The organism is Rossellomorea sp. LjRoot5 (genome assembly GCF_964253455.1).
In the GTDB taxonomy this organism is placed as follows: Bacteria; Bacillota; Bacilli; order Bacillales; family Bacillaceae_B; genus Rossellomorea.
Window position 1 is genome coordinate 1,583,880 of sequence record NZ_CAXUQN020000001.1, and the last position, 21,027, is coordinate 1,604,906.

Below are 21,027 nucleotides of genomic sequence, written 5' to 3' on the forward strand. Positions count from 1 at the left end.
TTTTAGCAATGAAAATCGCCATCATCGGAGCAATGGAAGAAGAAGTAGCCTTACTGAGAGAAAATATATCAAACCCGACAATGGAAACGATCGCCGGGTGTGAATATACAAGCGGTACCATGAATGATAAAGAAGTGATCTTACTTCGTTCAGGAATCGGAAAAGTGAATGCAGCGATGTCAACTGCGGTTCTGCTGCAGCATTTCAAACCGGATTGCATCATCAACACAGGGTCAGCAGGAGGATTCGATCCTTCTCTAAACGTTGGGGATGTCGTCATTTCCACTGAAGTAAGACATCATGATGTGGATGTAACGGCTTTTGGATATGAATACGGCCAGGTCCCGCAGCTCCCGGCAGCCTTCACAGCAGATGAGAAATTGAAGCAAACCGCCATCGACAGCGTCAAGGAGCTTGGAGGTGCACAGGTGGTGTCCGGATTGATTGCCACTGGCGACTCATTCATGAATGATCCAGTGCGGGTCGATGCGATCCGTGATAAATTCATGGATTTGCAGGCAGTGGAAATGGAAGCGGCAGCCATCGCGCAAGTGGCGCATCAATTCAACGTACCATTTGTCATCATCCGCTCCCTTTCGGATATCGCCGGTAAGGAATCGGATGTGTCGTTCGAACAATACCTGGAAAAGGCTGCACTTCATTCGGCTAAAATGGTCATGAACATCGTGAAATCTGTTTAATACAAAGAGAATACAGCTGACCCAGGCATCTCCCTCTCATCACGTGAACGAGACATGTTCAGACGAACGGTCCATTCATCGGTAGTGAAGACGGATTGGTGAAAGGGTCAGTTTTTGTTTGAAAGGGGATTGAATGAATGGACGTGTATAAAAGTGTACATGACCTGATAGGGAATACACCGATTGTTGAACTGAGACATTTCCAGCTGAAGAACGGAGTCCGTCTCTTCGCGAAGCTTGAATTCTTTAACCCCGGAGGCAGCGTGAAGGATCGATTGGGACTTGAGCTATTAAGAGATGCAGTGGAGAACGGTAAGATCATGCAGGGAGGAACCTTCATCGAACCGACGGCAGGCAATACGGGAATCGGCTTGGCTTTAGCCGCCGTGAACTCAGGATATAAAGTGAAATTCTGTATTCCTGAAAAATTCAGCATGGAAAAGCAGGAACTGATGAAAGCCCTTGGAGCGGAAATCGTCCATACCCCTACTGAAGAGGGGATGATGGGAGCGATCGCGAAAGCAGCGGAATTGGTGAACGAAATTACCAACTCGTATTCCCCGCAGCAATTTGGGAACGAAGCCAACCCGGACACGTATTACAAAACATTGGGCCCAGAACTGTGGAAGCAGATGGATGGAGAGATTCATACCTTCATCGCCGGTGCCGGCACCGGGGGAACCTTCATGGGGACTGCCCGCTATCTCAAAGAAATGAAGGATACCATTAAAACGGTCATCGTTGAACCTGAAGGATCCATCTTGAATGGGGGAGAATCAGGACCTCATAAAACAGAAGGAATCGGTATGGAATTTCTTCCGGATTATATGGATTCAGCGTATTTTGACAGCATCCACACCGTCACGGACGAGGATGCATTCAGAAGAGTGAAAGAACTGGCCGCTAAAGAAGGCTTACTGGTGGGAAGCTCCTCAGGTGCAGCCCTCCATGCAACACTCCTTGAGGCGGAACAGGCGGAACCGGGAAGTCATATCGTCACCATTTTCCCGGACTCAAGCGAGCGATATTTAAGTAAAAAAATTTATCAAGGAGGAATCTAATCATGAAAAAGAAAACGCAATTAATCCACGGTGGTATCCCGACAGATCCTCAAACAGGTGCCGTATCCACTCCCATCTATCAGGTGAGTACGTATAAGCAGGATGAAGTAGGAAAGCACAAGGGATTCGAATATTCACGGTCAGGAAATCCTACCCGACACGCCCTTGAAGAGCTGATCAAAGATCTTGAAGGCGGGGAAAAAGGCTTTGCATTCGGTTCGGGGATGGCGGCGATCACTGCAGTCATGATGATGTTCAACAGCGGGGATCATATCGTGATGACAGATGATGTATATGGCGGAACATACCGTGTCATGACCAAGGTGTTGAACCGAATCGGCATCGAGTCCACATTCGTTGATACAAGCGATGTCAGCAATATCGAAAAAGCCATTCAGCCGAATACAAAAGCGGTTTATATTGAAACACCGACCAACCCATTACTTAAAATCACGGATATCGAGGGAGCCGCTTCATTTGCTAAAAAACACAATCTGCTAACCATCGTAGATAATACGTTCAGCACACCTTACTGGCAAAACCCGATTGCCCATGGAGCAGACATTGTCCTCCACAGTGCAACGAAGTACATCGGGGGGCACAGCGACGTGGTCGCTGGACTCGTGGTAGTGAATTCAGCAGAACTGGCTGAAGAATTATTCTTTGTACAGAATTCCACAGGCGGGGTCCTTGGACCGCAAGATTCATGGTTATTGATTCGCGGGATCAAGACTTTAGGGCTGCGCATGGAAGAGCATGAAGAGAACACACGGAAAATTGTCGAGTTCCTGACAGCTCACCCGAAAGTATCAAAGGTTTACTATCCAGGACTTGAAACTCATCCAAATCACGCCATCGCCAAGAAACAGGCCTCAGGATTCGGTGGGATGGTGTCCTTTGATGTAGGTAGTGAAGAAAATGCAGACCGTCTGCTAACCAATACGAAATATTTCACTCTGGCTGAAAGTCTCGGCGCAGTGGAAAGTCTTATTTCCGTCCCGGCACGCATGACGCACGCATCGATTCCGGCAGAGCGTAGGAACGAACTTGGTATCACGGACGGTCTTGTCAGGATCTCTGTTGGTCTTGAAGATGTGGAAGATCTGATTGAAGATATCGAAAACGCACTTTCCAAGTAACCCATGGCAGAACTGGTATCAATTACATGGTAGGCTGGATGGAATCATGTGTTACCATAGAATGAGAGTTTACTAGTTCTAAAGTAGGTGAATGCAATGAAGAATACAAGCAAAAAGACCATTCAACATAAGGTCGTCGATTTCAAACGATTTGGATTTACATTACTTGCACTGAGTGTCTTTATGTATTTAGGTGTCATCATTCCGACAGTCACGGTCACACCAGGTAAAATGATCCCCCTCATGACAGGGACCATTGTTTTACTCGGGCTGTCACTATACTTCTTCACAAAAGCAATCAAATATAAAAAAGATCTGCAATCAGATGAATAATAGATGAAAAAAGCGGGTTCTCATGGAGAATCCGCTTTTTCATGTGGAAATTTGTAGAAAAAATAATGAGGAAAAGAGTTTACTTTAGTGTAATAATTGGATATACTAACCAATGTAAGAAAAAAATCACAAGAGGGAGGTCGAAGGAAATGTTCGTGCTTATTGGAAAAAAAGACACAACTTCATATTGTTTTTATCATTCGACCACTTGTGGGATGTTTTCTGCTTAATTTGAATTTCATTCAATAATAGCCACAGGGAGAATGTAGATTCCTGTGGCTTTTTTGTGCCACAAGGATCAGTCGCTTTGTGGCTTTTTATTATGCCCTGCAGACCTGCAGGAACTTTGAAAGGGGTGATATTGTATGACACTGAATCTTTTATTTATAACGGTAACCTTCAATAAGAAACAGGAAACGTTTGAAGAAGCTTCTCATAACGAGATGGTTTCAAAAAGCTATGAAGAAACGAAAACAAAGCAGCACTATATGTCTCAAATGTTTTAATCCTAAAAAAACAACAGATGGAGAGGAGAATGAAAAATGATTTATATACAGGAGAAAATGCTGAATGCGCTATGGGTAGAGAAGGATACTGCCTAACGAACCAGAAGGTGGTGGAGAGATGTTTTTGAATATAGTCATTTGGTCTGCTTTCTTTCATAGAAAGAGGACCCGGGAATTGAAATAACAAATGAAAGGAGGATCCCCTAAGGCTCGGGGGTCCTCCTTTTGTCATCGGTCACATATCTGTCAATACTTAGTAAAGAATTGTTCACGGATGGAAGGGGAATATCCTTTTTTTCGTGATACATTAATAGTAAGAAGTGCAGTTTAATGAGGGAGAGGGATGACGATGTTTTCAATGATCATGGGTCTTATCCTGACGTCTGGGATTGGTTTGATCATTTCTGCTGAAGTCAGTGTAGAGTAGGAAATAAAGAAAAGCGGTCCTGGACCGCTTTTCTTTTTTAGGATTTATTCCTTTTTTCTTTTTCCTCACGATAAAATTCATGAAACATTTTCATGAGGGCCCTTTTTTCGATCCGTGAGACGTAGCTTCTCGAAATCCCCAGTTCTTTTGCAATTTCCCTTTGAGTCTTCTCTTCTTTCAAATCCAGTCCGAACCGCCCGACGATGACTTCCTTTTCCCTCTCATCCAGTACGCAAATATATTTTCTGACCTTTTCGAGTTCCATGCTTAATTGGATCGTATCGATGACATCATCGCTTTCCGATTTCAAAATATCGATCAAGCTGATTTCATTTCCTTCTTTATCCTGGCCGATGGGATCGTGGAGTGAGACATCTTTTTTGGTTTTCTTAAGGGCACGCAGGTGCATGAGGATTTCATTCTCGATACATCGAGCCGCATAGGTGGCAAGCTTCGTGCCTTTTCCTTCTGAGTAACTTTCAATCGCCTTGATCAACCCGATGGTCCCGATGGAAATCAAATCTTCTGGATCTTCGCCTGTGTTTTCGAATTTCTTGACGATGTGGGCAACCAACCTGAGATTATGTTCGATGAGCATGTTGCGGGCGTGTTCATCCCCTTCGGCCATCAGCTTTAGATATTTTCGTTCATCTGCAGCGGACAGTGGTTGCGGAAAGGCATTATTCTTTACGTAAGAAACGAGGAAAATTAACTCCTTAAAGAAATACCCCAGTGCTGTTAGAACGCCAGACATATTTACACCTCCATGAGGACTTAAGCCTATACTCATTCATATGATAAAAAGGGAATGTCCTTGCATGTCCGGTGAAAGTAATCGGAAAATGGAACATTTTTTTCCAAATTGAATTCAATAATAAAGATGCAAACTGCCTATACGCTCATTCCCCATGTACATATACTGTTAGTAAAAGTGAGTGAGGAGGTATGGTCATGCCTTATGGATATCCATGTTACGGACCAGTCTATCCAGGTTGCTATGGCGGCGGGGGATTCTACTTTGCTTTAGTCGTTGTATTGCTAATCTTGCTTTTCCTATTTGGTGGCTGGTGGTACGTCAATAACTGTTAGCCTGATACGAAGTGCATGAAGACTTAAAGAGAGCCCAGTTCACGAGGAACCGGGCTCTCTTATATGCCTTACATCTTCTTCAGTGTGAAAGGGCTGACCATTAATACAGAAAGCGCGATGGTCATACACACAATCAGCACACTCGACACAAATGGAATAAGAAGATAGCTCAGTGTCAGTAAACAGCCCGCTGCTGTAATGGGAAGGCCGGTAAAATAGCCGTCATTTTCTGAAATGTTGAAGCGGGCCAACCGGTAAGCGCCACAGGCTAAATATAAAACGGTGAAGAACATGCCGGGAAAGTCAAACTGACTGAGAACGGCCGTATACATAAGCAATGCAGGGGCCACACCAAAGGAAATGATGTCGCTCATGGAATCCAGCTGCTTTCCTAACTCCGACTCGATGTTTAACTTCCTTGCCACCAATCCATCGAATCTGTCGGTCAACGCAGCGATGAAAATGAGGATCAAGCTTAGATGTAATTGGTTATGATAAACGGAAATGATAGCAAAACCACCTAATGATAAATTCGAGAGGGTAATCAGGTTGGCTGTTTGAGTTTTAAGCTTTTTGAACGTTTGATCGAGTACTCCGGAGAGAAACAATCATCACTCACTCCTTCTTTTAAGTTTGCTCACTGTTGAACAAGGTACATGGCTGAAATATGTCTTAACAAGTGCCTGCTCTTCTGGTTAACGTTGATGGTTAACCTCACATAGTGAAAAAAGATTCTTATTCATATAGTATATAAGTATATTTTATTATATACTTATTAAACTGTTAAAGTTAATCGTTTTTTAAATTGAGTGGGATTTGCCCAGGATCAGCCTTCTGAGGAAAGAACAGACAGTAGGTCAGTATTTTGAAATGTGATGCTATCTTAGCATATATTCCATAAAAAAGAGGACGGATTTTATATAAATCCGTCCCGTTTCATGTTAGTATTCTACGAAGTAGCTTTAATTTTATTTGTAAGAGATCGACGGTGAATTTCCATTTCGATGAGGCGAATGAATTCTGTATTGAGTTTCAGCTCCAATGCTTTGTAATAAGAATCAATCAACAGTTCGTCCGATAATTTCCTCATTAATGACACCTCCAATATTCATCATCTTTTTATTCGAAACTTAATGTAAGTACGTTTTTTAGTAGTAATGTAACTTTACCAAAATTATTTTTTCAGAACAAGCGTTCCGTTATCCACAGTTCATGGTGGATAAGTTGTGACTAACTTGTATATAACTGGTAAATAAAGCTTGTTTGTGTTCTGTATAATGTGAATAAGGTTATCCACAAGTATGCGGAAAACTGGAAATTTGTCGAAAAATATTTATTTCTTATAAGAATATGTTTGGAATTCCAGGAATATATATGATTTATTTTGAATCTGTATGTAAAATTGGTTATCATTAATCTGTTATAGGTTTAAGGTATACTATAGAAATCTTTCCTCTAGTCGTGGAACGTTCATCTAATGAAAATATATCGAAAGCAGTTCATCATATAATCGATAAAGAAATTTGAGGTGTAGCATGTGATTAAGCAGTTTTTACCCAATGAACAGGTCCAGGATATTTTTAGTATCACCCCGGGGCATCTTAAGGAAAAAGGGATCAAGGCCGTCATTACCGACTTGGATAATACGTTGGTTGAGTGGGACAGGCCAAACGCCACTCCGAAATTGATCCAATGGTTCAAGGACATGCAGGAGCAGGGGATCCTTGTGACCATTGTATCCAATAACAATAAAAACCGCGTAGGGGCATTCTCCGAACCTTTGGGTGTCCCATTCATCTTCCAGGCACGAAAGCCTATGGGCCGTGCTTTTAAGAAAGCGATCAAACAAATGGGCGTAAAGAAGGAAGAGACGGTTGTCATCGGCGATCAGCTATTAACGGACGTATTAGGTGGAAACCGCAGTGGCTTCCATACGATACTGGTCGTGCCTGTGGCTCAATCGGATGGTTTCTTTACAAAGTTCAATCGTCAGGTAGAACGCAGAATCATGAACTTTTTCAAGCGTAAAGGCATGCTTGAGTGGGAGGACAAAAATTGAGTGAAGTTGTATGTATAGGATGCGGCGTTGAAATCCAGACGGAAAATAAAGAAGGTATGGGCTATGCGCCTCCTTCTGCTCTTCAAAAAGAAGAGATCATTTGTCAGCGCTGTTTCAGATTAAAGCATTATAATGAAGTACAGGATGTTCCGTTGACTGATGATGATTTCCTGAAAATACTGAATGAGCTTGGTGACTCTGAAGGGCTTATTGTTAAAGTGGTAGACATCTTTGACTTTAATGGAAGCTGGCTTCCGGGTCTACACAGGTTTGTCGGGTCCAATCCGATCCTTCTGATAGGAAACAAGGTGGACCTATTGCCGAAATCGGTGAAACACTCCAAGCTGATTCATTGGATGAAGCATGAAGCAAGTCAGTTGGGATTGAAACCGATTGACGTTCAATTGGTGAGCGCTGCCAAGGGGCAGGGGATCGCTGAGGCAATCGAAGCGATCGAGGAATATCGTAATGGAAAAGATGTATACGTGGTAGGATGTACAAACGTAGGGAAATCCACTTTCATCAACCGCATCATCAAACATGTCTCAGGGGAGCAGGATGTTATCACGACTTCACACTTCCCTGGTACGACTCTTGATATGATTCAAATTCCCTTGGATGATGAAGAATCATTGATCGATACACCCGGCATCATCAATCATCATCAGATGGCCCATTTTGTAGATAAACAGGATTTGAAAATCATTACGCCTAAAAAAGAAATCAAGCCAAGAACGTTCCAGTTGAATCCGGAACAAACTTTGTTCTTCGGTGGATTGGCCCGTTTTGATTTCATGGCTGGTGAGCGTCAGCCGTTTACTTGCTATTTCTCAAATGAGCTGTCCATCCATCGAACGAAGATTGAAAAGGCGGATGAACTCTATAAAAATCATGCGGGAGAATTATTGCAGCCACCAAGAAAAGACGATATGGATACATTCCCTCCACTTGTGAGGCATGAGTTTAGGATCAAAGAAGCGAAAACGGATATCGTTTTTTCAGGATTGGGATGGATTACTGTCAATGACGCTGGAGCGACCATTGCCGCTCATGTTCCGAAAGGTGTCAGCGTCTTTTTACGAAAATCATTGATCTAGGAGGGATTCTGTGGCTCTTTATGGTGTGATAGGGGACCCGATTGCTCACTCAATGTCTCCTTTGATGCATTATCGCGCGTTTGAAGATAACGGAATAAACGCTGAATATGTTCGATTTCATGTAAAGAAAGAGCAGCTTCCCGACGCCATCCGTGGAATCAAAGCCTTGGGAATTCAGGGAGTGAATGTGACGGTTCCTCATAAAGAACATGTCATGTCCCTCCTCGATGGGATCGATCCATTGGCAGAAGCCATCGGAGCTGTCAACACGATCGTAAATGAAAATGGGAAGCTGATTGGATATAATACAGACGGTCTTGGATTTGTTGAAGGCTTGAAGAAGATAGCCGGTGATCGTCTGGAAAACAAGTCGATGCTGATCATCGGTGCCGGCGGTGCAGCCAGGGCCATCTATTATACACTTGCCTCTTCGGGTGTAAGGAAGATCGATGTCACCAACCGGACCCCGGGAAGGGCAATGAAGATGATGGAAGCCTGCCCGTTTTCGTTGGATTCTTCGTTCCTTACCCTTGAAGCTGCCGAGAACGAATTGCACCATTATGATGCTATCATCCAGACGACGTCTATCGGTATGTTTCCACGTATTGAAGACAGTCCGATAAAGGTCAATGAATTAAAGCAGGGGAGCATCGTCTCGGATATTATCTATAATCCACTGGAAACATCATTACTGAAGCAGGCTAAACAAAAAGGTGCCCTGACTCAAAACGGACTCGATATGTTCGTTTATCAGGGAGCCCACTCATTTAAGAAGTGGACTGGAATCTTTCCGTCCTATTCCATTATGAGGGACATCGTTTTACAACAACTAGGAGGTTAACATGTTAACAGGTAAACAAAAAAGGTTTTTACGTTCAGAAGCACATCACTTAAATCCGGTTTTTCAAGTAGGAAAAGGCGGAGTCAACGATAATATGATTAAAACGGTCGGTGAAGCAATTGAAATAAGGGAATTAATGAAAATCAGCATCCTTCAAAACTGTGATATGGATAAGTCTGACGTTGCACAGGAACTTTCGGAAGGTGTAGGGGCTGAAATTGTCCAGATCATTGGAAATACCATTGTCCTATACAAAGAATCGAAAGAAAACAAGCAATTAATCCTGCCAAGATAAGGATCGATACGATGATGAAAAAAAAGGTTGGACTTCTGGGAGGGACATTCAATCCTCCCCATATGGGTCACTTGGTCATTGCAGAGCAGGTGTTAGAAAAGGCACAATTAGATGAAATCCGCTTTCTTCCTAACCATGTACCTCCCCACAAACAGGTGGATGAAAGGGTAACAGTGGATCAACGGCTTCGGATGCTAGAGGCAGCCATTGGGGGTCATCCCCGTTTTTCCATTGAACGGATAGAACTTGAACGTCAGGGTGCCTCCTACACATATGACACCATCAAGCTTTTGATGGAAAGAGAAGAGAACACCGAATTTTCGTTTATCATAGGCGGGGATATGATCGAGTATCTCCCGAAGTGGTATAAAATCGATGAGCTTCAGACTATGGTGAAGTTCATCGGGGTCAATCGTCCGGATTATACCCATGAGACTTCCTTTAACGTACAATTGATCGAAGTGCCGGCCATCGACCTTTCTTCTTCTTACATTCGTGACACAGTAAATAAGGGACAATCGGTTCGCTATTTGGTTCCGGACGACGTGTATCGATTTATCAAGGAGGAGAAGTTATATGAATAGGGAAAAAGCACTCGATATGGTTAAAAAGCATTTGACTGAACATCGCTACATTCACACATGTGGTGTAATGGAGACGAGCATTGAGCTTGCGAAACGATATGGAGCCGATGAGAAAAAGGCTGAAACAGCTGCGATCTTTCATGACTATGCAAAGTTTCGGGATAAACAGGAAATGCAGGGGATCATTGAAAGGGAGAGTCTTTCAAAGGATCTTTTACTATATAATGGCGAGTTATGGCACGCGCCCGTAGGAGCTATCCTTGTTGAACGTGAGATCGGGATAGAAGACCGGGATATCCTGAATGCCATCCGCTTCCATACTTCCGGGAAAGAGGGGATGACGGTACTCGACAAGGTGGTTTATTTAGCTGACTATATTGAGCCGAATCGCAGGTTCCCTGGGGTGGAAGAAGTGAGGGAGCTTGCTAAGGAATCATTGGACCTTGCACTCATTAAAGCTCTTCAGAATACGATCACGTTTCTTATGAAAAAGAATCAAGCGATCTATCCGGATACATTTCGCTTTTACAATGAACTGACATTAAATCAGAGGAGATGAAGGAATGGAACAAAATTTAGTAGAATTAGCATTTAAAGCTGCTGATGATAAACGCGCTGAGGATATTGTTGTATTGGATATGAAAGGTGTTTCGTTAATTGCGGATTATTTCCTGATCTGCCACGGAAACTCGGACAAACAGGTACAGGCGATCGCGCGTGAATTGAAAGACGCAGCAGAAGAAAAGGGGTACACAGTCAAACGATTGGAAGGGTTTGACCAGGCACGCTGGATATTAGTTGATTTAGGCGATGTCGTCGCTCACGTGTTCCATAAAGAAGAAAGAGGTTACTATAATCTTGAACGTTTATGGGGAGACGCATTATTCGTCGAGGTCGGACAAGGTGAGAACCTCTAAATGAGCTATGAGCGTTTTGCTTATGTATACGATTATTTAATGCAGGACGTCCCGTACGACGGCTGGTTGGAATATGTGAACCGGCAGGCAGAACATTATTCGATCCAAGGGAAGAAAGTTCTTGATATCGCTTGTGGAACAGGGGAATTATCGTTGAGGCTAGCTCGTGACGGATATGATGTGACGGGGGTCGACTTGTCTCAGGACATGCTCACCATCGCTCAGGAAAAGGCATCGGCACAGAATGTTCAGATCCAATTATTTCAACAGGATATGTCGAGACTCGATTCCCTTGGTGAATACGACATCATTACGATTTTTTGTGATTCATTGAATTACCTGGAAGACGAGAATGACGTGGAGAACACATTTAATAGGGTCTATGCCCATCTAAAGCAGGATGGGCTATTCCTTTTTGATGTGCATTCCATTTACAAAATGACGGAGATATTCATGAACCAAACCTTTACCCTGTCAGATGAACAGGTATCCTATATATGGGATTGCTTCCCCGGTGAAGTTCCCAATAGTGTGGAACATGAACTGACTTTTTTCGTGGAAGATGAGGAAACCGGACAGTACGAGAGAGTGGAAGAATTGCACAAACAGCGTACCTATCCAATCCTTATGGTAAAGGAGTGGCTCGTCCGCATCGGATTCGATGTGTTGAATATAACAGCGGACTTTACGGAAGAATCTCCGTCAGATAAGAGTGAGAGAATCTTCTTCGCGTGTAAAAAGAAATAATCAAAAGCCGGGTCGTCTCAAAATGAGAGCGATCCGGCTTATCTTCGTTGAAGACAGGATTGAAATTTTAGAAAAAAGAAGGGAAAAATCAATTTATGTCGAAGTATAAGTAAAGGGTAATCTTCCTAGACCCCGAACTGTGATTTGGTTCCTTCAATATCATCCGCGAATTTTTCCTGCGTGGCTTCAAATAGCTTCTCGAAGACATCTCCCAACTCTCTTTCCATTACAGAAATCCCTATCCCGGTCACCCCTCCTTTTACACAAACCTTCTCTTGAAGTGTCGGTAACGTATAGATGTTCTTTTTCAGCAGGTCCCCAAGACCCACCAGCATTTCAGAAGCGAGGACAGTTGCTGTTTCAGAATCTATCTCAGTCACTTCCGCTGCAGCATCAATGAATCTCTGCGTCACATAACTGAAAAAAGCCGGCCCGCAGCTGACGATATCAGACGCTACCCGAGTTACATTTTCCTCAATCTCGACTGGAGTAGAGATTTGTCCGGCAAACTTCGTTAATTCCCGTCTCCATTTATCTGAACAATGACTTCCATATGTTAGAAGTGACACACCACTCAGTGCGCGGTTTGTGATGCTTGGAATGAATCGTGCGCAGGAACAGGGTAATAAGGATTCCAATTGATTCACACTTACCGGGCTTGTGATGGAAACGACACATTTGTCTTTTGTGAAGTTTTTCTTATTCTCTTGAATCACATCATACACATCATGCGGCTTGACGCAGATGAAGACCAGATCAGATGAAGAAATGACCTCTTCATTCGTATGAGCTATGTTCACGTTGCGGAATTTCTCTTTTATATCCTCGGCTTTTTTTAATGAACGATTCGTAATATGAAGATGTGAAGGAGAAATCGCCTGTGATTCAATGAGAGCTTCAATAATGATTTTCCCCATGTTTCCCGTTCCGATGATACCTATTTTCATGTTCAGCCCTCCTTCTTTCCCACTCTCTCCTAAAGGGTATGAATTCCATGCAATGAATATTCCAACAGAGGTGATTTCCATGCAGTCCTTAATCGAAAAGTACCGAACCATCCTTGTGATCCTCGCGATTTGTGCCGTTTTCCTGATTGGGTATATATTGAAAAATGCCGGGGAGGCTCCCGTTGAAGAACCTTCCTTTACTGCAGCAGCAGAAGTGAAAGTGCCTGAAAAGCCTGAAAATCCTGAAATAGCGAAGAGTCCTGAAAAAGTGTTTGTGGACGTAAAGGGTGAGGTGGTGAATCCCGGTCTTTATGAAGTCAAGCAGGGAGACAGGCTTAAGTTCGTCATAGACAGGGCCGGTGGATTCACAAAGGATGCAGACAAAAAGTTGATGAATCTCGCCGTTAAAGTGACGGACGAAATGATGATCTATGTCCCGAAAATCGGTGAAATGGAAACGACGCCTCAGTCACTTCCTGCCCCTGTTTCTTCAGGTGCGGAATCAGGAGAGGATAAACTCAATATCAATACAGCCTCAGAAGCCGAATTCGAGACCCTTCCTGGAATAGGACCATCGAAAGCAGCCACCTTTATCCAATACCGTGAAGAAAATGGTCCGTTCAAATCCATTGAAGAAATCACAAACATTTCAGGAATTGGAGAAAAAACTTTCGAGAAATTAAAAGAACATATTTTTGTCCAATGATTGACGAAATGCAGGTAGTATTTATACACTTAAACAAGCATTAAAATAAAACGCAAAACAAGAGAAGGGAGAATGGGGATGGAAAGAATTGCATGGCATCAATATTTCATGGCTCAAAGTCAACTGCTCGCCCTCCGCAGCACGTGTACGAGACTGGCGGTGGGGGCAACCATCGTCCGTGATAAGCGGATCATTGCAGGAGGCTATAATGGCTCCATAGCAGGCGGAGATCATTGTATAGATGAAGGGTGCTATGTCATTGACAATCACTGTGTGAGGACCATCCACGCAGAAATGAATGCACTCCTGCAATGTTCTAAGTTCGGGGTAGGGACGGAGAATGCGGACATATACGTTACGCACTTTCCTTGCCTTCAATGCTGTAAGGCGCTCATACAGGCGGGTATCAAAACAGTTTACTATGCAAAAGATTATAAAAATCATCCGTACGCCATCGAGCTGTTCAAAAAGGCAGACGTCCATGTGGAAAAAGTGCCTTTCCAGGAAAGCAGTATCGATGTGAAACACAAGGAAAAAGCAACGCTCATGATCCGATTGATAGAGGATCTGAGGCAACAGGGAGTTGCCGAGGAGAAGCTTCACTATTATGAGCAAGAATACATAAAGCTTTTTAATGAGTAGAGGCTTATGCATCTATTTGGCGTTGTCGGCTCTATCAGGGACATTGCTGGCACTTCAATTTCTTTGGGGTGCTGTCGTCCTTGTTCTCCTCATCCTTTCCCTTTTCCTCAGAAAAATGCCCCGTACCATCCTTTTCGTTTCATTTCTCCTGGTAATCATTTCTTACTTTCACACCTTTTTATATGAGAAAAACCAGAAATCAGATCTTACCCCGCAATCTGAACCTTCAACCCATCAAGTATTTATAGATGAGATCCCCACCATTGACGGAAGCTCCTTTGTTTCATTTGCGAAAGTGAAGAATGAGAAAATCCTGCTTCGTTATTATTTTTATACCGAAGAGGAAAAACGGAAATTTTCAGAAATAAATCCCGGTTTTGTTTGCAATGTTAAAGGACAGGTGGCAGAACCTCAGCCGGGTAAAAATCCAAATTCATTCAATTATAAAGACTATCTGTCCCATCAAGGGGTATATTGGATCCTTGAGGTACAGGGATTTGAGGGATGTGTGGATCGAAGCACCTGGAAACATGCCCTTACACAGCTTAGATTTCAAGGATTAAAAAGAATTGAACAGGAGTTCCCCTCTTCAACGGTTGGTATCACACAGGCATTACTGTTCGGGGAGACAGGGATGATTACAGAGGATACACTGAAGGCATTCAGGGAGCTCGGGGTCGTTCATCTCCTTGCCATTTCAGGTCTTCATGTGGGACTTTTGTTTGCGATCCTTCATTATTTATTGCTAAGGATAGGCCTGACGAGGGAAGCGGCATCTTGGACAGGGATTATGTTTCTTCTATGCTATATTGTATTGACGGGTGGCTCTCCTTCTGTTGTACGTGCATCCTTCATGCTGATTATCCTCATCCTCGGCAAAAAGACCTCCTGGAATATCGGTGTAATCGATAGCCTGGCCACAGTGTTCCTTCTCATTGTCTTATACGATCCATTCTCGGTTTACAATGTGGGCTTTCAGCTCTCATTCGCAGTCAGTTTTTCACTTGTGCTTTCTTCCCGGACCATTTTACAGGCGTCTTCTTCCTTCAAACAAATGGTCACCGTCACGATGGTGGCCCAATTATCTTCCATCCCCTTCGTGATCTATCATTTCTATGAGTTCTCTTTGATCGGTTTTCTGACTAATATCCTATATGTCCCCCTTTTTTCCATTATCATCCTTCCGATGGCCATCCTCACCTATCTCTTCATTTCAGTAGTATCGGCTGGATGGTCCATGATCCCTTATCAAATTCTTCTGGAAGGAATTCAATGGTTATCCTCTGCCGTTGCTTCTTTTCCATTTAGCACCTTGATAATGGGGAGGCCGAATGCTGTTCTTCTCCTGGGGTATCTCATTCTTATTTATTTTGTATTCGTTGGGATAGAGAGGAGAAAATACCTTTCCATCGTTCTGCTTTTTCTTTTTACCGTCTTTCATCTCTCCTTGAATAACTACCATCCTTATGGAGAGATTGTCTTCATTGATGTAGGTCAGGGAGATGCAACCCTGATCGATCTGCCATACAACCATGGCACATATTTAATTGATGCAGGAGGGGAAGTGACGTTCCCTAAAGAAAAATGGGAGGAGAAAGAAAACCGGTTTTCAGTAGGGGAGGACATTGTGGTGCCTTTTTTAAAAAGTAAGGGAATCACATCCATTGATGCATTGATTTTAACTCATGGAGATCTTGATCATACAGGGGGAGCGGAAGCGGTATTAAACGAAATGAAAGTCGGAGAATTATTGATCAGTCCCGGCAGCCGTGAGAAGGTGGAGGTGGATAGGATTGTCAAAATGGCTCAGGAAAAAAGGATCTCTGTCAAAGAAGCGATGTATCCTGATAGATGGCGTGGAGACCGTGATGGGCTGCATATCGTATCCCCCCTTGATGCTGAGTATGAAGGGAATAATGACTCCATTGTTCTATACGGTCAATTCGGATCAAAGAAATGGTTGTTTACGGGTGATCTGGAGAAGGAAGGGGAAAAAGCGTTTGTTACAACATTCGATCTGCCTGTGGATGTGTTGAAAATCGGTCATCATGGCAGCAATACCAGTACATCGGAAACGTTCCTGAATGAAACGAACCCGAAAGTCGCGGTGATCTCCGCGGGAGAAACCAATCGCTTCGGACACCCCCACCCTGAAGTGGTGGAGCGATTAAAGGAAAGGGGAATGACGATTTATTGTACGTCAGTGAGCGGGGCAATCACCTATCGTTTTTGGGATAAAAAAGGAACGTTTTCAGCCCACCTGCCATAGGATGTAGAACAAAACAAATTAAGCGCTAATGAAAAAGGGGCAGACCCATCGAGGAAGAATCAGGCGCCTTCAAAGCATCCTTATGATACGGTCAGTACCATATATGGAAATTGAAGTAACCGGAATCTTTCAGGCCTGCCTCCTATTTTTCATTAAGAGCCAATCGTTTTGATAACTGTTGCAATAATGAACATTACGGCAAAGAAACCAAAAGAAACACCGAAGCCGACGCCAGAATCTACAGCATCATTTCTTTTTGATTGTACATTCTTTTCAAATTGGTTCACAACTACCCCTCCTATTTCTATTCTAGTATAGAACAACGTTACTGAAAAATCTATACTTCCCTTTACTTTTTCCTTTATTGACAAGAGTTGTCACCCATAACTTTGAGAGCACGTGGTGACACTAATCAATACAAAGGAAATACCGCTTGACGGATAAGGTTCCTAGGTCTTATCCGTTAGCGTTAATATAGATATAGGGGGTGTCCTATATGAGGGATGTCCCCTTTACCCCTTGCCAAATCCAAAAAGCTTTTTTACCATAGAGTAGAGAAAAGACTTAATGGAGAGTGCTGACTTGGTTATTGATACATGGAAAAAAATAGAGAAATCTCAATTTGCCGCTATATATTTAGTTTACGGAAATGAGTCATTTATTATTAATGAAACGAAACAAAGAATTGTTTCAAGTGCCGTTTCAGAAGAAGAAATGGATTTTAATTTTTCCAGCTATGACCTGGAGGAAACACCGATAGAAGTAGCGATAGAAGACGCAGAGACCTTTCCGTTCATGGGAGAAAGAAGAGTCGTCGTTATCCAAAACCCCGTTTTTTTGACTGCTGAAAAAACTAAAGAAAAAGTAGAACATAATATCAAGCGCTTTGAACAGTACATACAATCACCTGCACCGTACACGATCCTTGTGATCACGGCGAATTATGAAAAACTGGACGAGCGTAAAAAGATCACCAAGTCCTTAAAAAAGAGGGCTGAAGTTGTCGAAGCCAAAAAGTTGAATGAGCATGAATTGAAATCCTGGGTAAGGGAGCGTGCTGCCGGGAATAGTGTTCAGATCGATGAAGATGCCGTCGAATTACTGCTGACATTAGCAGGCACAAATCTGATGATGCTCACTCAGGAATTGGATAAGCTTTCTTTATATGCAAGCGACACCAACCGGATCGATGTGGAAGTCGTCGAACGATTGACGGCCAGGTCGTTGGAACAAAATATTTTCACATTAGTGGACAAAGTTGTTCAAAGAAGGATCGATGAGGCATTAAGGATCTATTACGATCTGCTCAAGCAAAACGAAGAACCGCTTAAAATCCTGGCGATCCTTGCAGGGCAGTTCCGCCTTATTTATGGCGCCAAGGAACTTTCGCGAAGGGGATACGGACAACAAAAAATTGCTTCCACTTTGAAAGTGCATCCGTTCAGGGTAAAACTCGCAGCGGGACAGGCGAAGCATTTCAATGATAAGCAGCTTGCCCATATCATCGATACCCTTTCACAAGGGGATTATGAAATCAAAACAGGAAAGATCAAAAAAGAATTGATGATCGAAATGTTCCTGTTTAAACTTCATGATCAAAGTTTTACATAAAAAAACCACCGGACCATTTGGTTCGGTGGTTTTTTTCAATTAGTTCGCTTTTTTCATTAGGCGAGACTTTTGACGATCTGCAGCGTTTTTGTGAATAAGACCTTTTTGAGCTGCTTTGTCTAATTGACGTACCGCTTCAGTTACTAGATCTTTCGCATTGTCAGCGCTGTTAGTCGCTGCTGCTTCTGCTTTCTTGATAGCAGTACGCATAGTAGATTTTACTGCAGCGTTTTGAGTGTTACGCTCGTTGTTTGTTTTTACGCGTTTGATAGCTGATTTGATGTTTGGCATTCCTGTCACCTCCTAGAAAAGGATCGAGATTCTATGTGACTCGATTTAAATTCCTAAACAATAAGAACAAATGATATTTTACCAAACGGACAGTGATATTGCAATACTATGGAGCGAAATTAAACAAGTGAATGAACACATACCAAAAAGGTAAACATAAAAAAATACTGGATAATATCCCAAGCCTGGAGGTAGAGTCGAAATGAAAAAAGAAGAAATCGATCTTAGTAAATATTGTGTGCGTACCGATCTTGCCGTTGAAGCAAGGGAAATGGTCGTCAGTGATAAAGGGGAGGATACGTCCTCCATTCAGGGTGTCATGATTAAAGAAAAAGAAGAAGATGGAGTGAAGGTTTCCCTGGTCACGGTCACGCCAGAAGGGGAAGAAAAAATCGGAAAAAAACCCGGTAACTATCTGACCATCGAGGCTCATGGTATCCGTGAGGAAAACACAGAGCTGCAACAGAAGGTCGAAAATATATTCGCCAATGAATTCAATCAATTCCTGATCAATAACAAGATCGGTAAAAATGCTAGCTGTTTGATCGTCGGCCTCGGCAACTGGAATGTGACCCCGGATTCATTGGGTCCAAGGGTATGTGAAGACATCATAGTGACGAGACATCTATTTGAACTGCAGCCGGAATCGGTGGAAGAAGGGTATCGACCGGTCAGTGCCCTCGTTCCGGGTGTCATGGGACTAACAGGGATTGAAACGAGTGATATCATTTTCGGAGTAGTGGAGAAATCAAAGCCTGACTTTATCATCGCCATCGACGCCTTGGCTTCCCGGTCGATTGAACGCGTGAATGCGACGATCCAGATATCAGATACCGGAATCCATCCAGGGTCCGGAGTGGGGAATAAACGAAAAGGGCTGGATCAGGAAACGTTGGGTGTTCCCGTCATTGCCATCGGTGTTCCGACTGTACTGGATGCCGTGACTATCGTCAGCGATACAGTGGATTTCCTCTTGAAACATTTTGGGAAAGAAATGAGAGAAGGTGACCGTCCCTCACGATCCCTTGCTCCTGCAGGACTCAGCTTCGGTGAAAGAAGGAAGCTAACCGAGGAAGACCTCCCGGAAGAACAGCATCGACAAACCTTCATGGGGATCGTCGGAACCCTTGAAGATCAGGAAAAACGAAAATTGATACATGAAGTCCTTTCTCCGATCGGCCATAACCTGATGGTCACCCCGAAAGAAGTGGATGTGTTCATGGAGGACATGGCGAACCTCATCGCAAGCGGCCTCAATGCCGCGCTCCATGATGCGGTGAATCAGGCGAATACGGGGTATCAGACGAGATAGTGGATTTAGATGATTACGCCTTGAGGGGAAGTGTGGACCTCGAGGCGTTTTTACTATGGGAAAAAGTTTCCCTTTCTCATGAAAATCCAACCAAAAAGCACCTTTCCATCACGAAAAATACTAGACTCCACCGTTTAACTTTCTATCAATCATCTCATAATGACTACTACATACAGTTCTACTATCTCTATCAATGTCATAGGTTGTACTAGAGTAGAGAAAAGAAAGGGTGGGAGAATGAGATCATACAAAGACTCTAACTATGTCATCGCCATTCAAATGTCTACGATACTGAAAGGGACGCTGATCTTCATTGCAGGATTGCTCTCGGTTTTTTCAATGATCGGTATCCTCACTTCTTTGAACCCTGAATTTAGAATAACGTCAAATTCGTTGAACCAGGCCGCTTCCAGTGTGAAGGGAGAGACATTATATAAAATGTTGGCGCTGGAAAACCGGTCCTTCAATCAAATATTGCCAGAAGAGGATCAGGCACTCCCCAGCTTGTCATCCATGTTCTTTCAGGTGGCCACCAACGTAAGTTTCGAAGATCCCCGAAGCTTTCTAGGTCGTGAACTGCCGGGTTTCTCGATTTTCGACGGCGATATCCTGGTGGCAGGGGAAGGGACGGACTTTACGAATATGCCGATTGAATCGGTTCCCCCACCCGAAGCTCTCGAAGCTGAAAATGAAGCACCACTCAAGAATGTCGGGGATCTGAAGGAAACCAATCAAAAGGGCGGAGACGTGATGCCACCTTTATCCACGGGAAATAAAAAGACGGTCCTTCTTTACTTCACACATACGCGGGAATCCTATCTTCCTTATCTGGATGGAGTGTCCAAACCGGATTCCGCCATGCATTCCAAGATCAATGTCACCAGGGTGGGGGAAATGGTGAAGACGGGCTTGGAAGACGAGGGGATAGGGACGAGCATCAATAAGACCGATGTGATCCAAAACTTAAACCATAAGGGACTTGACTACTGGGCGGCTTATCAGGAGTCGCGGCCGCTGGTGCAGGCAGCCATGACCAGCAATAAAGATTTGTTATATATGATGGATATTCACCGGGATTCACAGAGGAGAGATATGACGACCGTGGCGATAGGGGGCAAACCTTACGCAAAGCTTGCATTTGTTGTTGGGGAAGAGCATCCGAACTATGAACAGAATCTGAAACTGGCAACTGAACTTCATAAGCGATTGGAATCGCATTATAAAGGGATTTCACGTGGTGTCATTGCGAAAAAGGGAAGTGGCACAAACGGTAAATTCAATCAGGACCTTTCCGGAAACGCCATGCTCCTGGAATTCGGAGGGGTGGATAATACATTTGAGGAGCTGGAGAGGACTGCGAAGGCATTCACTGATGTATTCGCTGAGTACTACTGGCAGGCAGAAAAGGTGGATGATTCACTCACTACACCTGCTGTAAGGCAGTAATGAAAAG

The 21,027-nt window shown here is 43.5% G+C and carries 25 protein-coding genes; 19 read left to right on the plus strand and 6 right to left on the minus strand.

Going from position 1 to position 21,027, the window contains the following annotated elements; all coding sequences use genetic code 11:
• The first annotated feature begins 8 nt into the window (after positions 1 to 8).
• From mtnN to ACSQ2E_RS08060, 5 genes are all read left to right on the plus strand, one after another.
• On the plus strand, positions 9 to 701 hold the full coding sequence (gene mtnN, locus ACSQ2E_RS08040; RefSeq protein WP_435990063.1) for a 5'-methylthioadenosine/S-adenosylhomocysteine nucleosidase: 693 nt from the start codon (positions 9 to 11) through the stop codon (positions 699 to 701).
• Between the two features lie 137 nt (positions 702 to 838).
• Positions 839 to 1,762, plus strand: a complete 924-nt coding sequence (locus tag ACSQ2E_RS08045) for a PLP-dependent cysteine synthase family protein (protein ID WP_435990064.1) — start codon at positions 839 to 841, stop codon at positions 1,760 to 1,762.
• A 2-nt stretch (positions 1,763 to 1,764) separates the two neighbouring features.
• Complete coding sequence (locus ACSQ2E_RS08050; protein ID WP_435990065.1) at positions 1,765 to 2,901, plus strand: bifunctional cystathionine gamma-lyase/homocysteine desulfhydrase; 1,137 nt, start codon at positions 1,765 to 1,767, stop codon at positions 2,899 to 2,901.
• A gap of 96 nt (positions 2,902 to 2,997) precedes the next feature.
• Positions 2,998 to 3,234, plus strand: coding sequence for a YrhC family protein (locus ACSQ2E_RS08055; RefSeq protein ID WP_435990066.1), 237 nt, complete (start codon positions 2,998 to 3,000; stop codon positions 3,232 to 3,234).
• A gap of 365 nt (positions 3,235 to 3,599) precedes the next feature.
• On the plus strand, positions 3,600 to 3,740 hold the full coding sequence (locus ACSQ2E_RS08060; RefSeq protein ID WP_435990067.1) for a YrzI family small protein: 141 nt from the start codon (positions 3,600 to 3,602) through the stop codon (positions 3,738 to 3,740).
• Between the two features lie 464 nt (positions 3,741 to 4,204).
• On the opposite strand, the gene sigK is transcribed toward ACSQ2E_RS08060, so the two are convergent.
• The 3 genes from sigK to ACSQ2E_RS08075 all read right to left on the minus strand — a co-directional run bounded on the left by sigK (position 4,205) and on the right by ACSQ2E_RS08075 (position 6,346).
• Positions 4,205 to 4,921, minus strand: coding sequence for an RNA polymerase sporulation sigma factor SigK (sigK, locus tag ACSQ2E_RS08065; RefSeq protein WP_034757411.1), 717 nt, complete (start codon positions 4,919 to 4,921; stop codon positions 4,205 to 4,207).
• A 403-nt stretch (positions 4,922 to 5,324) separates the two neighbouring features.
• Positions 5,325 to 5,864: a CDP-diacylglycerol--serine O-phosphatidyltransferase gene (pssA, locus tag ACSQ2E_RS08070; protein ID WP_435990068.1), complete on the minus strand. Its 540-nt coding sequence runs from the start codon at positions 5,862 to 5,864 to the stop codon at positions 5,325 to 5,327.
• 341 nt (positions 5,865 to 6,205) lie between these two features.
• Positions 6,206 to 6,346, minus strand: a complete 141-nt coding sequence (locus tag ACSQ2E_RS08075; protein WP_034757416.1) for a sporulation histidine kinase inhibitor Sda — start codon at positions 6,344 to 6,346, stop codon at positions 6,206 to 6,208.
• 447 nt (positions 6,347 to 6,793) lie between these two features.
• On the opposite strand from ACSQ2E_RS08075, the gene ACSQ2E_RS08080 reads away from it, so the two are divergent.
• The 8 genes from ACSQ2E_RS08080 to ACSQ2E_RS08115 are packed head-to-tail and all read left to right on the plus strand — an operon-like array spanning position 6,794 to position 11,796.
• Complete coding sequence (locus ACSQ2E_RS08080) at positions 6,794 to 7,315, plus strand: YqeG family HAD IIIA-type phosphatase (RefSeq protein WP_435990069.1); 522 nt, start codon at positions 6,794 to 6,796, stop codon at positions 7,313 to 7,315.
• A complete protein-coding gene (gene yqeH / locus ACSQ2E_RS08085) occupies positions 7,312 to 8,412 on the plus strand; it encodes a ribosome biogenesis GTPase YqeH (protein WP_435990070.1) in 1,101 nt (366 codons plus the stop codon). Before ACSQ2E_RS08080 ends, yqeH begins: the two co-directional genes overlap by 4 nt.
• A 10-nt stretch (positions 8,413 to 8,422) precedes the next feature.
• Complete coding sequence (gene aroE / locus ACSQ2E_RS08090) at positions 8,423 to 9,253, plus strand: shikimate dehydrogenase (protein ID WP_435990071.1); 831 nt, start codon at positions 8,423 to 8,425, stop codon at positions 9,251 to 9,253.
• Between the two features lies 1 nt (position 9,254).
• Positions 9,255 to 9,548, plus strand: coding sequence for a ribosome assembly RNA-binding protein YhbY (gene yhbY, locus ACSQ2E_RS08095; RefSeq protein ID WP_435990072.1), 294 nt, complete (start codon positions 9,255 to 9,257; stop codon positions 9,546 to 9,548).
• Between the two features lie 14 nt (positions 9,549 to 9,562).
• Positions 9,563 to 10,132 (plus strand): nicotinate-nucleotide adenylyltransferase, encoded by a 570-nt coding sequence (locus tag ACSQ2E_RS08100; RefSeq protein ID WP_435994449.1) that lies wholly within the window; start codon positions 9,563 to 9,565, stop codon positions 10,130 to 10,132.
• Positions 10,125 to 10,691 (plus strand): bis(5'-nucleosyl)-tetraphosphatase (symmetrical) YqeK, encoded by a 567-nt coding sequence (gene yqeK, locus ACSQ2E_RS08105; protein WP_435990073.1) that lies wholly within the window; start codon positions 10,125 to 10,127, stop codon positions 10,689 to 10,691. The genes ACSQ2E_RS08100 and yqeK overlap by 8 nt, the downstream gene beginning before the upstream one ends.
• Before the next feature lie 4 nt (positions 10,692 to 10,695).
• Positions 10,696 to 11,049, plus strand: a complete 354-nt coding sequence (rsfS, locus tag ACSQ2E_RS08110; RefSeq protein ID WP_435990074.1) for a ribosome silencing factor — start codon at positions 10,696 to 10,698, stop codon at positions 11,047 to 11,049.
• Positions 11,050 to 11,796, plus strand: a complete 747-nt coding sequence (locus ACSQ2E_RS08115; RefSeq protein ID WP_435990075.1) for a class I SAM-dependent DNA methyltransferase — start codon at positions 11,050 to 11,052, stop codon at positions 11,794 to 11,796.
• A gap of 125 nt (positions 11,797 to 11,921) precedes the next feature.
• Here ACSQ2E_RS08115 and comER read toward each other — a convergent pair whose 3' ends face one another.
• Complete coding sequence (gene comER / locus ACSQ2E_RS08120; RefSeq protein WP_435990076.1) at positions 11,922 to 12,743, minus strand: late competence protein ComER; 822 nt, start codon at positions 12,741 to 12,743, stop codon at positions 11,922 to 11,924.
• 79 nt (positions 12,744 to 12,822) lie between these two features.
• Here comER and ACSQ2E_RS08125 point away from each other — a divergent pair, with 79 nt between their 5' ends.
• From ACSQ2E_RS08125 to ACSQ2E_RS08135, 3 genes are all read left to right on the plus strand, one after another.
• A complete protein-coding gene (locus tag ACSQ2E_RS08125) occupies positions 12,823 to 13,449 on the plus strand; it encodes a helix-hairpin-helix domain-containing protein (protein WP_435990077.1) in 627 nt (208 codons plus the stop codon).
• A gap of 78 nt (positions 13,450 to 13,527) precedes the next feature.
• Positions 13,528 to 14,091: a ComE operon protein 2 gene (locus ACSQ2E_RS08130; RefSeq protein WP_435990078.1), complete on the plus strand. Its 564-nt coding sequence runs from the start codon at positions 13,528 to 13,530 to the stop codon at positions 14,089 to 14,091.
• Positions 14,084 to 16,360, plus strand: coding sequence for a DNA internalization-related competence protein ComEC/Rec2 (locus ACSQ2E_RS08135; RefSeq protein ID WP_435990079.1), 2,277 nt, complete (start codon positions 14,084 to 14,086; stop codon positions 16,358 to 16,360). Before ACSQ2E_RS08130 ends, ACSQ2E_RS08135 begins: the two co-directional genes overlap by 8 nt.
• Before the next feature lie 152 nt (positions 16,361 to 16,512).
• Here the strand turns inward: ACSQ2E_RS08135 and ACSQ2E_RS08140 are convergent, their stop codons facing one another.
• Positions 16,513 to 16,647, minus strand: a complete 135-nt coding sequence (locus ACSQ2E_RS08140; RefSeq protein WP_435990080.1) for a YqzM family protein — start codon at positions 16,645 to 16,647, stop codon at positions 16,513 to 16,515.
• A gap of 295 nt (positions 16,648 to 16,942) precedes the next feature.
• Between ACSQ2E_RS08140 and holA the strand changes: the two genes are divergently transcribed.
• Complete coding sequence (gene holA, locus ACSQ2E_RS08145; RefSeq protein ID WP_435990081.1) at positions 16,943 to 17,971, plus strand: DNA polymerase III subunit delta; 1,029 nt, start codon at positions 16,943 to 16,945, stop codon at positions 17,969 to 17,971.
• A gap of 39 nt (positions 17,972 to 18,010) precedes the next feature.
• Here holA and rpsT read toward each other — a convergent pair whose 3' ends face one another.
• Positions 18,011 to 18,262, minus strand: a complete 252-nt coding sequence (gene rpsT, locus ACSQ2E_RS08150) for a 30S ribosomal protein S20 (protein WP_435990082.1) — start codon at positions 18,260 to 18,262, stop codon at positions 18,011 to 18,013.
• 202 nt (positions 18,263 to 18,464) lie between these two features.
• On the opposite strand from rpsT, the gene gpr reads away from it, so the two are divergent.
• Together gpr and spoIIP are read left to right on the plus strand one after the other, a co-directional pair.
• Positions 18,465 to 19,574 carry a GPR endopeptidase gene (gene gpr / locus ACSQ2E_RS08155; RefSeq protein ID WP_435990083.1) on the plus strand — a complete coding sequence of 370 codons (1,110 nt, stop codon included), beginning with the start codon at positions 18,465 to 18,467 and terminating at the stop codon, positions 19,572 to 19,574.
• 237 nt (positions 19,575 to 19,811) lie between these two features.
• Positions 19,812 to 21,020: a stage II sporulation protein P gene (gene spoIIP / locus ACSQ2E_RS08160; protein WP_435990084.1), complete on the plus strand. Its 1,209-nt coding sequence runs from the start codon at positions 19,812 to 19,814 to the stop codon at positions 21,018 to 21,020.
• Positions 21,021 to 21,027: the final 7 nt, after the last annotated feature.